Origin of the sequence: Hyalangium versicolor, assembly GCF_020103695.1 — a bacterium.
GTDB classification, from domain to species: domain Bacteria; phylum Myxococcota; class Myxococcia; order Myxococcales; family Myxococcaceae; genus Hyalangium; species Hyalangium versicolor.
On the sequence record NZ_JAHXBF010000008.1, the window covers coordinates 455,903 to 468,275 of the forward strand.

At 66.9% G+C, this 12,373-nt stretch carries 8 protein-coding genes; 6 read left to right on the plus strand and 2 right to left on the minus strand.

Annotation, left to right across the window (positions count from 1 at the left end):
• Window positions 1-21 precede the first annotated feature (21 nt).
• Window positions 22-3,099: a Kelch repeat-containing protein gene (locus KY501_RS19525; protein ID WP_224364705.1), complete on the minus strand. Its 3,078-nt coding sequence runs from the start codon at window positions 3,097-3,099 to the stop codon at window positions 22-24.
• A 302-nt stretch (window positions 3,100-3,401) separates the two neighbouring features.
• Between KY501_RS19525 and KY501_RS19530 the strand changes: the two genes are divergently transcribed.
• The 5 genes from KY501_RS19530 (at window position 3,402) to KY501_RS19550 (ending at window position 10,032) form a co-directional block, all read left to right on the plus strand.
• Entirely contained in the window at window positions 3,402-6,638 is a 3,237-nt protein-coding gene (locus tag KY501_RS19530) for a carbohydrate binding domain-containing protein (RefSeq protein ID WP_224364706.1), read from the plus strand.
• A gap of 145 nt (window positions 6,639-6,783) precedes the next feature.
• Window positions 6,784-7,044 (plus strand): hypothetical protein, encoded by a 261-nt coding sequence (locus tag KY501_RS19535; RefSeq protein ID WP_224364707.1) that lies wholly within the window; start codon window positions 6,784-6,786, stop codon window positions 7,042-7,044.
• A 165-nt stretch (window positions 7,045-7,209) separates the two neighbouring features.
• A complete protein-coding gene (locus KY501_RS19540) occupies window positions 7,210-7,692 on the plus strand; it encodes an RNA polymerase sigma factor (RefSeq protein ID WP_224364708.1) in 483 nt (160 codons plus the stop codon).
• Entirely contained in the window at window positions 7,693-8,385 is a 693-nt protein-coding gene (locus KY501_RS19545) for a hypothetical protein (RefSeq protein WP_224364709.1), read from the plus strand. It begins immediately after the preceding gene.
• Window positions 8,386-8,490: 105 nt separating this feature from the next.
• The gene (locus KY501_RS19550; RefSeq protein ID WP_224364710.1) at window positions 8,491-10,032 is read left to right on the plus strand and encodes a caspase family protein; all 1,542 of its coding nucleotides are present in this window, start codon (window positions 8,491-8,493) and stop codon (window positions 10,030-10,032) included.
• A gap of 54 nt (window positions 10,033-10,086) precedes the next feature.
• Here KY501_RS19550 and KY501_RS19555 read toward each other — a convergent pair whose 3' ends face one another.
• Entirely contained in the window at window positions 10,087-10,509 is a 423-nt protein-coding gene (locus KY501_RS19555) for a hypothetical protein (RefSeq protein WP_224364711.1), read from the minus strand.
• A gap of 122 nt (window positions 10,510-10,631) precedes the next feature.
• Here KY501_RS19555 and KY501_RS19560 point away from each other — a divergent pair, with 122 nt between their 5' ends.
• Window positions 10,632-11,786: a fatty acid desaturase family protein gene (locus KY501_RS19560; protein WP_224364712.1), complete on the plus strand. Its 1,155-nt coding sequence runs from the start codon at window positions 10,632-10,634 to the stop codon at window positions 11,784-11,786.
• Window positions 11,787-12,373: the final 587 nt, after the last annotated feature.

Here is a 12,373-nt window from a genome sequence, read left to right on the forward strand (position 1 = left end):
TTTACGTGCGAACCGTGAGTGTTAAGGCTCCTGGGTGTTCGCCACGTTGACATTCAGCGTGAGCGAGTCGGACGAGCCAGTCTCCCCGGTCTTCACGAAGAGGGACAGCGGGTTGGTCGCGTCCCGCGCCACGTCCGTCACGGCCGTGCCCTCGCCATCCAGGTCGTTGTTGTCGCACTCCCATCCCTCATAAAGCTGGCCGAACGCCTCGGACTTCACGGTGACGTTGTCACTGAGCAGGGTCAGGGTGATGGTCACCTCCGCGCGCGTCTCGTCCTCCACGCACTGCGAGTAGTGATACGAGGCCGTCGGATTGTCCGGATCCAGGTGGGCAATCTCATCGATCCACACGGTCGCGAACTTGTTGACGATGTCGTCCTCCTTGATGTCCAGCCGGCCGTTGACGAACACCTGGCGGTAGAACTCCGGAGGCCGCGAGGGATCGTTCTGGTGGAAGACGTTGATGCGGCGCTCGAAGGTCGAGTTCAGGTTGCGGCCGTGGCTGTCCCGCACCGCGGTCACCCGGACCGTCTTCACCCCGTCCGTCAGCCACGCGTGGCGCTTGAGGATCGACTCGTCGAACTTCGCGCCGGTGAACTCGCCCGAACTGCTGCCGTCACCCCAGTCGATCACGTAGGTGATGGCGTTGTCCTGCTGGCTGGACTCGGGGACGGCCTTCGCGTTGTCCTTGGGGAACGGGAAGCAGGGGCGCATCCGGACGGTGTACCCGGTGTTGTCCCACTGTCCCGGGTTGCCCGAGCCGGTGAGCATGGGCTCGAAGGGCGTGGAGCCGCCGGGTACCTGCGTGACCAGGTTCTTGAAGTAGATGGGCCGCTTGCCGGTGGAGAAGATCTCGTTCCACTGCTTCGGGTTGAAGAAGATCATATCGACTTCGCCCGTGACGTTGATGCGCCAGTTGAGATCGAAGTACGCCCCCTGGACGAACTCCTCTTCCGTGTCGCCGTCCGCGTCGCCGCAGTTGTAGCCGGTGTAGCCCCACAGGTCGCCATCGATATAGGGGCGCACACCCACCTGGGCGTAGGCGAGTTCATCCGTATAGAGGTAGAGGCGCACGGCGGCCTGGGCCCACACGGACGGCTCGATGCGGCCCTGGATGCTCCCCATCGCGTCCGTGCCCGAGGCCGGCGGCGCGCTGGCATTGGACGTGGAGCTGCACCCATCGAGCGTGCACGTCGTATTGAAGTACACCGAGGCGCTCTGGTTGGCCGTGTAGCTGAGCTGGCCGGTGGTGCTCGCGGACAGATCGATGCCCACGGTGATCGGCAGGTTCATGCCGACGACTACCGGCACGGGGCCGGCCATGAACGGAAGGGTGACCAGGTTCGGCTTGGCCACGGGGAACGCCCACGTGTTCCCGTAGGCGAGCGTGCCCTCCAGCGTGGCGCCGTAGTTGAGCGCGCCGTTGCCCTCGATGAAGAAGGAGTGGAACCCGGCGCCGTACGGGATGCACACGCCGAACAGGCCGAAGCGCTTCACCCGCATCTCCAGTTTGCCGGTCGCGTTCGCCGTGAGATCGCCGCTCGTCTTGATCTTGCCGGTGAAGCCGTTGTCCAGGTCCTTCTCGTACTTGAGCAGCGACTTGAAGTCGAAGGTGTGGGACAGCGTCGCGGGCTCGTCTTCGCAGCCAGCCGCCGTCATGCGCATGCCCGACGAACGGGCGACCGACTGCAGGTAGGGCGTGAGGGAGCCCTGCGCCTGGGAGCGCCGGATCTCCTCGAGGATCTTCTTGTCGAGGAAGAACATCGTCGTCTCGGTGGCGGACGCCTGGGCCAGCTCCGCGCGCACCTCCTCGGGCATGGGCGCGTTGGCGATGCCCTGGTCATCGCTGACCACGTACAGATCCGAGTCGAAGGCTCCGGTCGCGCTGTCCGTGTTGCCGCCGCTGGCGCTCATGAGCTGCCAGCCGTCGCCCGAGTCGAGGACGACCTGGACATAGGCCGCGGAGAACACCTCCGCGGAGGCCTGGTCGGCGTTGCTGAGACCGCCGGACACGAGCACGCGGCCGTTGTTCAGCAGCGTGGCTGTGTGTTGGTAGCGCCCCACCGCCATGGTGGGCATGGAGTCCCATACGCCGCGCGCCGGATCATAGAGCTCGGCGGAGGCCTGGATGCCCGTGAAGTCGTCGAAGCCGCCAGTGACGAGCACGCGGCCGTTGGCCAGCAGCGTGGCCGTGTGGTTGTGGCGGGGGCTGTGCAGGGGGCTGGTCGAGGACCAGGTCTGCGTGGCCGGGTCGAACAGCTCGGCGCGGGTGGAGGGCTCGCCGTCCGCGGCTCCGCCGGCCACGAGTACCTGCCCGTTGTTCAGCAGCGTCGCCGTGTGGCGGTAGCGGGGCGTGCCCAGGCTGCCCACGGCCGTCCACGCGCCTGTGGAGGAATCGTAGATCTCGGCCGAGGTCAGTGCCCCCGTGCCGCTGTCGCCTCCGGCGATCAGCACCTTGCCGGAGCCGAGCAGCGTGGCCGTGTGCTGGGTGCGCGGTGAGCCCAGGCCCGCGGCGGCCGTCCACGTGCCGGTGGCGGGATCGTAGATCTCGGCCGAGGCCAGCACGTTGCCGCCGTACTCACCCGTCGAGCCGCCCGTCACGAGCACCTTGCCATTCGGGAGCAGGGTGGCGGTGTGGTGGTAGCGCGAGGTGGACATCGCGCTGGCCGCCGTCCAGGTGCCCGAGGCGGGATTGAAGAGCGACGCGGTGATGCCCAGATCGTTGCCACCGGTGACGAGCACCTGTCCCGAGGGCAGGAGCGTGGCGGCAGCGCCGCGGTAGTTGGCGGGGGCGTTGCCCGTGCTGCTCCAGGTCCCGGTAGCGGGATCGTAGAGTTCGGCCGTCGAGTTGTAGCCACCGAGGACGAGGACGCGGCCGTCCTGGAGCCGGGTGGCGGTCTGCTGCAGGTGGGCCGAGGCCAGGTTGCTCGTCCGCGTCCAGCCGGTCTCGCTCGACGTGGTCACGGACCCGATGGCCTGGGCCTGGGTCTTCGGGGTGATCAGCGAGGCCGCGGGCTCCGCGGTCTGCTGGGAACTCGAGTCCATGCAGCCGCCGGTCAGCAGCAGCGCAAGGGCTCCAAACTTCAAGGATCGCTTCACGATGTGTTCTCCACGATGGGGTGCGGATGCTCCGCTGCGGTGTGCCTGCTCAGGGGCTGGCTCTCGCGGCGGACGCTGAAAAAACGCGCTCGTGAGCGTTTGTTACCCGCGCGGATTTTCTGTCCGGGACGTGGGTACTTCACTGTGGGTGTTGGCTTGGCAAACGCTTCGTGATGCAACGGGCCAGGGGGCGGCCTGTCATACGGCCCGAGGGCCCATTTTCGTGGGCCCGCAACCCCGTACCCGTGAGTGCCATGACACTTCTTCTCGCACCTACACACCCTCGTACTCGCCGCGTCCTGATGCAGGTTCTGGTCGCGGTCCTCGTGCTCGCACCGCGCACGCACCTGCTCGCGCAGACCTGGAATGCCGCCGATGTGATGGGGCCGGACGGCATCATCTATCCGGACTGGACCTATGCCGGAGTGCCCGGTGGCATTCCAACGCAGCTGGCCTCCTGTGGCTCGGTGACGAGCTACGGAGCGGTGGCCAACGACAACCTGGATGACGCCGCGGCCCTCGAGGCAGCGGCGGAGGCGTGCTTCCAGGCGGGTGGAGGCGTCGTCTCCATCCCCGCCGGCACGTTCCACCTGGACCGGCCCGTCTTCATCAAGCGCTCGAACGTGGTGCTGCGCGGAGCGAGCCGGAGCTCGACGAAGTTCATCTTCCGGTTCGCCCCGCCAGCCCAGACCGTCGCCTTCTACTTCCCGCCAGGGGCGAACACCACGACGCTGGCCAAGAACAACTGGTTGGAGGTGCACGCCGATCCCACCAACCTTCAGCGCCTCACCCTCAAGGCCAATGGTGTGGTCGTGAGCGAGAAGCTGGCCTCCAATACGGACACCTGGGGAGCGACCTTCTCGGTGTCCGCCACGGGCAAGACGCTGGGGGATAAGGCCGGCTATGGCAGCGGCAGACAGCTCGTGGCCGAGGCGGAGTACCCCAACGGGGTGGTGCTCACCCAGTCACTGACCGTCACGCTCAACAACGCCTACGACGCCAATGCCATGCCTCGCCCGAAGTTCCTGGCCGCCATCAACTTCGTGGGCGCGGGCCAGACCGGCAGCACGTTCCTCCTGACCCAGGATGCGCTGCGCGGGCAGAACACGGTGACGATCGCCACCGGACACACGCTGGCGGTGGGCGACATGGTGGAGATCTTCGCTCCGGCCACGCCCCGCTGGAATACCGAGGTGGACAATGCCTGCACTGGGATCCAGGACTTTCGCCGCTACCAGGCGCGCGTCACCGGTGTCAACGGGGGGACGATCACGCTCAACCAGCCCCTGCGTATCGATTTCCCCACGGTGGATGGCAGCTACCTCCTGGAATTCACCGCGCTGACGGGCAATGGCGTGGAGTCGCTCTCTCTGGAGCAGACGAACAACGTCTGGACCAGTGGCATCGTGTTCTCCTGGGCCTGGGGGAGCTGGACAAAGGACGTGGAGGTGAAGAAGGCGGGCCGGTTCCCGCTCTACTTCAGCCCCGCCAAGTTCTGCGAGGTGCGGGACAGCGTGTTCAACGATGCGTGGTTCAAGGGAGCAGGCGGCACCGCGTACGTCGGCTTCGATTACGCCTACGACTGTTTGATGGATGGAGTGACCACGACCGGAATGCGTCACGCGCCGCTGCTCCAGTGGTCCGCGGCGGGGAACGTGGTGAGGCGCGGGACGTTCCTGGAGAGCGACGCCCAGTGGCACGCCGGCTGGACGAACGAGAACCTCTTCGAACAGATCACCAACGAGTTCAACCGTTATGGCAATTATGTCAATGGCATGTGGTCCTCGCCGCCCGAGGACACGAACCACGGCCCCAACGGTCCGCGCAACGTCGTCTACAACAGCGACGTGACGTCACCCGAGGTCGGGATCTCGTTGGGAGGGATGAACCGGGGCTGGATCTTCGCGCACAACCGCATCCAGGCCGACCTGGGCGCTGGCTTGTCCGCCAGGAAGAACAGCGGGGATCACGTCATCACGGGCAACGTCTTCGCCCTCAAGAAGGCCAACGAGGGCGTGCGCCTGGAGAGCAGTGATTGCACGGGTGTGAAGCTCACCGGCAATGACTTCTACGGGGTGTCCAGCCAGGACGTAGCCAGTGGTGCGGTGGCTCCCGCCGTGGCTCAGGGCAACACCACCGTGGATGCGCTCACTCCCTTCCTCCTCACCAACCCTGGCTTCGAGAGTGGCTGGGCGGGATGGACGCAAGGCACGGACGACAACGGCATGAGCCAGCCGTCGCCCGACGCCAGCCATCAGGGCTTGCAGGGGCTGCGGGTGATCGACGCCAACACCTCGAAGGGCTCCTCCGTCTACTCCGCGACCTTCAGCGTCGAGGCCAGCAAGGTCTACGGCTTTCGTTACTGGCAGCGCGTCGTCAGCGGAAGCGGCATGGGCATCTATTTCCTGTTCTACGACAGCACGGGCACTGAGCTGCTGCCCCGACTCAACCCAAGCAATGTTGCCGCTGGGGCTGACTGGCAGCGTATCTTCCTGCGCCAGACCGCGCCGCCCGGTGCCGCCACCGCGAAGATCTGGCTGCACTCCTACGGGGCGAACGTCATCACCGCGGACTTCGATGACTTCGAGTTCGGGGAGCTCCCTCACGAGTTGGCCAACGCCGGATTCGAGAGCGATCTGACCCACTGGGGGACGACGGGAGACAACGGCATGAGCCAGGCCTCGGCGAGCGCGAAGTACGGCTCACAGGGCAACCTGGGCCTGCGGGTGACGGATACCAGCAGCACTCTGAGGTCCTCGCTGAGCTCCCGGGAGTTCATCGCTCAGGCTGGGTGGACCTACCAGGTTCGCTTCTGGGCACGCGAGGTGTCCGGCTCCGGCATCTCCGTCCACTTGCAGTTCCTCGACAGCGCCCACCAGGAACTCCTCCTGGGGACCCAGACGCTTCCGGATGTGGCCGAGTGGAGCCAGTACAGCCACAGGCTGGTCGCTCCGGCGAACACGGCCTTCGTGCGTCTGTGGATCCGCTCCAACGAGGGGGCCGTCGTCACCGCGGACTTCGACAACTTTGTTCTCTCGGAGGTGCCTCCCCGGCCTCAGCCGGTCGTTCCCTCCATCTTCGAGTGGCAGCGCAATCCGGTGTTCCCCATGACGAACCCGGGCTTCGAATCCGGCCTCACCGGTTGGGATGTGACGAACGACCAGGGGATGAGTTCGGTGGTGGCTGCCGCCGCGCATACTGGAGCGCAGGGCCTGCGGGTCACGAGCGTCGCTGGCTCGGGCGGTTCCTCGGCTCTGAGCGCTCCGTTCTTCGTCCAGCCCGGCAAGAGCTATCGGACCCGGTTCTGGAGCCGCCTCGCCTCCGGGACTACCGGCATGGGCGTCTACCTCAAGTTCTACAACGCGCAGGGCACGGAGGTGGGCTCCACGAACCGCACCGTGTCAGTGACCGCGTGGACGTCCCTCCAACTCGATGCCACCGCGCCCTCCAACGCCGTGACGGCCCGCATCTGGCTGCACAGCTACAACGCGAACACGGTGACCGCCGACCTGGACGACTTCGAGTTCCTGCGCCTGTAGTCGCGGCTCTGGGGGCTGCCAGGCATCCACGGCCCGTCTGGCAGTACCCCGGTCGTCGAGCCGCTGGGCAGGGGGCCGTCCAGCCCTGGGCTCGGGCCGCTCTTGGTATCGGGCCCGTGCTGCACATCTCTCCTTAAGCATGGAGATGATCGCGTACATCCTCATCGGGTGGGGCATGGGCCTGCTGTGCTGGTTCATGGTCCCGACCAAGCGGCGCATGGGGCTCGTGCGCTTCCTCCTCGTCGGCATGGTGGGAGGCGTCGCGGGTGGCATGGTGGGAGGCGCCTTCAACGTCCAGAAGGCGCCCTTCACCGTCGACATCCCCTCCCTCGTGGGAGCCTTCCTGGGAGGGCTCATCGCGGTCATCGCGGTGGTAGTCCTCAGCCGGAACCGGGCCCACGCCTGACGCTCCCTCGGCTGCGCTCGCAACTCGCTCTCACAGCCTCGTTCGGGATTGCCTCTCGGGACGGTTTCGGAAGAAACCGTGGCCGGGTTTTCGGGCCGGGTGCGTCCTGAGAGGTGAGGGGTTGGGGCTCGGGGGAGCCAGCGGGCGCTGTGTCGGAGGGGAGCGTTGACTGTCGAAGAGGCCTATCGGGCGTACTTCCCGCGCATCCGCGAGAAGTGCCGCCGCATGATGCAGAACGTGGGCGATGCGGAGGACGTCGCTCAGGAGACTTTCGTGCGCCTGTGGCAGGCCCGGCTCCAGGACACCCACCCCCAGCGCGTCATGGTGTGGGTGTACCGGACGAGCACACGGCTGGCCATTGACCGGCTGCGTCGCCGCCGATCCGCCGCGGAGCTCTCCTGCGACGAGGCCCTGGAGCGGATGGCCACGGCCGTGTCGCTCGAGCGAGAGGTCGTCGAGCGGGACGCACTGGCGCAACTGGTGGGGCAACTGCCTGCGGAGGAGCTGGAGGTCGTCTTCCTGCACCGGCTGGATCGGCTCACTCAGCCTGAACTGGCGGAGGTGCTGCAGGTGTCGGAGCGCACGGTGCGCCGGCTGCTGCGGCGGTTCGAGGAGCGTCTGGAGAAGCTGAAAGAAGGAGTGGCCTGAATGAATTCCGAAGTCGAGCACCCTTCGTTCCTGGCGCTGGATGGGCTGAGGTGGGGAGGTGGCACGGAAGCGCAGCGCACGCACGTGGCGGGCTGTGCGGTGTGCGCCGCGCATCTGGAGCAGATGTCTCGGCCGGTGGACGTGCCCGCGTGGGCGCGTGCGTTGGAGCACGAGCGGCCTCGGGGCTGGCGCTCGCTGTGGGCTGGCGGGAGGGGTTGGGCATGGGGGAGTGCGCTGGTGGGGGTGGGGGCTGCACTGTTGCTGGTGGTGTCTGGGGTGCGCTCGCGTGAGGAGTTGCCCGGCCCGTACGTGGGGATCAAGGGCACGCCCGTGGTGGTGGTGCACGTGCGCCATGGGCAGAGCGTTGCGCCGTGGGATGACACGCGCACGCTTGTTCCAGGGGACAGCTTGCGCCTGGAGGTGGCGGCATCCGGTTATCCCCAGGTGGTGGTGGGCTCGCCCACGGCGGACGGCGGGTTCCAGACGCTCTACACGGGAGTTCTCCCGGAGGGTGGAGAGGTGCTGCCTGCGAGCTGGCGGGTGGACGCGGAGGGAGAGCGCGAGCAGCTCGTGGTCGTGCTGAGTCGCGCGCCCCTGTCTCCCGAGGCACTGCGGCAGGCGCTGGCCGAGCGCAGCCACACCGCGGAGGTGTGGGTGACGGAGCTGCAGTTGCCCAAGCAGCCCACGCCCTGAAGGGCGTGGGAACTCTGTCCGAGAGGATCGGACCTGACGTGTTTCGGGTGCGCACGCGGCCGGGGCTGTGCGCGCCACATGCACATGAGAGAAGGAGTCGATCGCATGGAAGCGGACGAGCAGGGGAGGAGGCTCGGAGTCTTGGGGCGCGGGGGCCTGGTGGTGGTGATGGCCCTCATGTCGTTGCTGAGCACGGGAGCGCAGGGCGCGCCGATGCGCAGGGCCGTGGTGGTGGGGAGCAACGGTGCGGCGGCGGGCTTTCCGGCGCTGCGTTACGCCCATGAAGACGCGCGCCGGCTGGCGGAGGTGCTGGTGCAGGTGGGGGAGTTTCGTTCCGAGCACGTACAGGTGCTGATGGACCCCGCGCCCGAGGCGGTGTTGCGTGCCATGGACGAGCAGCTCGAGGCGCTCCGGAACGAGCAGGGCGACACGCTGCTGCTCTTCTACTACTCGGGACACGCGGATCAGCGCTTCCTGTATCCCGGGGGGCGCCCGTTGGCGCTCGAGGAGGTCCGCAAGCGGGTGGACACGCGCTCGGCCACGGTGCGGTTGGGCATCATCGACGCGTGCCGTGGTGGAGGCTGGACGCAGGCCAAGGGGTTGCAGCCGGAGTCAGCGCCCTTCGAGGTGGAGATGCCGATGGTGCTGCGCAGCGAGGGCAGCGTGTTGATCGCCTCGAGCTCGGGGCTGGAGAACGCGCACGAGACGGAGGCCTTGCGGGGCTCCTTCTTCACGCACCACCTGGTGGCGGCGCTACGGGGGGCGGCGGACCAGACGGGAGACGGTGAGGTGTCGGTGGTGGAGGCCTTCAGCTACGCGCGCGAGCACACCGTGCGGGACACGGCCTTGCTGGGCATTTCTCCGCAGCACCCGAGCTTCGATCTCAACTTGAGGGGGCGCGCGGAGCTGTCGCTGACGCGGGTGGCGGCGGCGAACAGCCGGCTGATGCTGCGGCAGGCGGTGGGGCCGCTCCAGGTGATGCAGGCGAGCAGTGGAGGGCAGATCGCCGAGCTGGCACGGGGTGAGCGCCGGGCGGTGTTGGCCCTGCCTCCGGGACGGTATCTGGTGGTGCGCAAGGGGGAGGGAGATTCGGTGCGGGCCCGGGAGGTGACGCTGCGGGAAGGCGAGACGGTGACCCTGGAGGAGGAGAGCCTGGAACCGGTGAACGCGGGACCTCTGGCGCTCAAGGGAGGCGAGCCGCCGGAGCGCACGCTCTCGATCTCGCTCTTTCCGAGCGGCGAGTTCATCGGCGAGGCGTTCGGGGTGGAGTTCGAGCAGGCCTTGGGGGAACGGGTCTCGATAGCGATTGCCCCTTACCTCCTGAACAATGGGGCGTTTGGTTGGTCCATGTCCGGGCGCATCTTCGCGGTGGGCCGGGCGCCCTCTGGCTTCTGGCTCGGGGCGGGCACCTACGGCGAGTACTTCTGGCCATCCCGAGGACGATCGAGCAACCAGAACTTCGGAGTGGGGCCAACGGGGGGCTACACGTTCGTGTACAGCCCGTACATGGTCTCGCTCAGCGCCACGCCCTACTTCCAGTGGAGGCATGGCGAGGAGACTGTCTCGGGGCTGCCCACGGGGCGCATCGGCTGGAACTACGAGCGCATCAACACGAAGATCCGAGCCAACATCGGCGTGGCGTTCTGAGGAGAGACCGCTCCCGGGCTCTTCGTTGAGGAGCCCGGGAGGCAGTCACGGGCTTCAGTCTCCGACGACCAGCTCGATGCACTCTCCGCTCGCGGCGCTGTTCTGGAAGGTGTCGAGGCACTCATCGATGGCCTCATCGAAGATGGACTGCTGGGCGGGAACGCACGCGGAGATGGACTGCAAGCAGTTCACGTACAGCCGAGCCTCGGCGAGGCCGGTTTCGTCACAGAGCGTGCTGAGTTGCTCGTCACAGGCGGAGCGGCTGAAGGCGAGCGGCTCCTGGTTCTTGTAGTTGGGCGTGCAGGTGCCCAGATTGTTTCGGATCGAGTCCACCACCTGCTCGACGTCCTGGCAGGTGACGCTCGTGGAGGTATGGATCTGCTGCTCGGTTTGCTCGTTCTCGGGGGAGATGGGGTCTGTTCCGCAGCCCACCACGAGTACAGCCACCACTGCTCCCATCAGCTTCATTCGGTTCATGTGAATTCCTCCCAGCCGCGCTGGCGGCTGTTGGAATGACGCTGAGGTGGCTGGAAACCGGCCACGGATGCATGGCCGGACTTCCGTTTCGGGAGAGGAACACTGGTAGGCTTCGCGCGCTCATGTCCCAAGCCCCGCGCGCCTTTGATCCCTCCACCGTCGATCTCGAGTCCTTCCACCGAGAGCTGAAGTCGCTCCGCGAGCAGATGGACGCTTCGCTGGGGGAGGCGGACGCGGCGCACCTGCGCAAGATCGAGCGGTGGGGCCGGTTGTCCACGCTGGTGGGGGTGGCCACGTGCTGGCTGGCACCGAATCCGCTGAGCGCCGCGGCGTTGAGCCTGGGGCGCTCCACGCGTTGGCTGCTGATGCACCACGTGGGGCACCGGGGGTATGACCGAGTGCCGGGGGTGCCCGTCTCGCGGACGGGCAAGGGCTTCGCGAGAGGTAAGCGCCGCTTCGTAGACTGGCTGGACTGGATGCTGCCGGAGGCGTGGATCTTCGAGCACAACGTGCTGCACCACTCGCACACGGGAGAGGAGGCGGATCCGGATCTGCTGGAGCGCAACGCGGAAGGAGCGTTGCGAGGCTCACGGTGGCCGTTGGCCGTGCGCTACGTGTTGCTGGGGTTGCTGGCGTTCACGTGGCGAGCCAGCTACTACGCGCCAGAGACGCTGAGCGCCTTGCGCCGCAAGGGGCGAAGGCAGGGGGCCTCGCTGTCACGGGCCGAGATCTGGGAGTTGGTGGTGCGGTGCTACGCGCCCTACGCCGGTTTCTACTTCGTGCTGTTCCCGGCGTTGTTCCTGCCGCTGGGGTTGTGGGCGGCGTTCAGCGTCCTGTGCAACTCGGTGCTGGCGGATCTGCTGACGAACCTGCACACGTTCCTGGTGGTGGGGCCCAACCACACGGGCGAGGACCTGTACCGCTTCGACGCGCCGCCCGAGAGCCGGGGTGCGCGTTTCATGCAGCAGGTGGTGGGGAGCGCCAACTACAGGACGGGTGGGGACCTGAACGACTTCGCGCACCTGTGGTTGAACTACCAGATCGAGCACCACCTCTGGCCGGATCTGCCGATGCTGAAGTACCGCGAGGTGCAGCCGAAGGTGAAGGCGCTGTGCGAGAAGTATGGGGTGCCCTACGTGCAGGAGAGCGTCTGGACGCGGGTGCGGAAGATGGTGGACGTGGTGCTGGGCAAGGCATCCATGCGGCGGCTCGGGACAGGATCTTCCGAGGCACGGACAGAGGACAGCGAGCGGAACCTCTTTCTGGCTGATGCGTAGGCGCGGTGCTGGAGTTGGTGGACGCGGCGTGCCTGCGTACCCGGTTGGACGACAGCATGGGCCATGGGCGCACGGGATGCGCACAACATCTCAAGCCGGGTGGTGAAGTGGAAGAACGGCGCTGGACGCTGGGTCCAGCGGCGAACCACGTGCGCCACGAAACCGGGGCAAGCCCAGGCAGATCTCAGGCGACCTGAGCGTGGGCGTCAGGCAGGGCCCGGCTGAGGAGTGGCGGGCGGGCCCAGGCGCAGCGGATCCCACACGTACTCTTCAGTGGGAATCAGCTTCATGTTTGTCAGACCTTGGCGATGGACGAACGCGGCGAAGCGCTCGGAAACGACGATGTTTCCTTGAAGGCCTCGGGGGCGGAACACGTCCTCGCCCTGCCAGGTGCCTGGTTCCAGACTGAAGCCGTGGAGGGTGTCCACTCCTGCAGACCCGCACTCGGGGCACGTTGTGGGCTCTGAGAGGGTGTTGACCTTGGGTGAGCAGGCTCAACCTGTAGTGTTTCCCCAGCAGCCAACCTAGTACAAGGCAAGTGCAGGCAGCCTGCCTGTCCCTTCTCTGGATTGTTGCTGTGTCAGGTG

What these genes read in the sequence shown, in the direction of transcription:
- KY501_RS19530 (WP_224364706.1), top strand. Translation starts at nt 3,402, where the DNA reads ATGCAGGTTCTGGTCGCGGTCCTCGTGCTCGCACCGCGCACGCACCTG.
- KY501_RS19535 (WP_224364707.1), top strand. Translation starts at nt 6,784, where the DNA reads ATGATCGCGTACATCCTCATCGGGTGGGGCATGGGCCTGCTGTGCTGG.
- KY501_RS19545 (WP_224364709.1), top strand. Translation starts at nt 7,693, where the DNA reads ATGAATTCCGAAGTCGAGCACCCTTCGTTCCTGGCGCTGGATGGGCTG.
- KY501_RS19550 (WP_224364710.1), top strand. Translation starts at nt 8,491, where the DNA reads ATGGAAGCGGACGAGCAGGGGAGGAGGCTCGGAGTCTTGGGGCGCGGG.
- KY501_RS19555 (WP_224364711.1), bottom strand. Translation starts at nt 10,509, where the DNA reads ATGAACCGAATGAAGCTGATGGGAGCAGTGGTGGCTGTACTCGTGGTG.
- KY501_RS19560 (WP_224364712.1), top strand. Translation starts at nt 10,632, where the DNA reads ATGTCCCAAGCCCCGCGCGCCTTTGATCCCTCCACCGTCGATCTCGAG.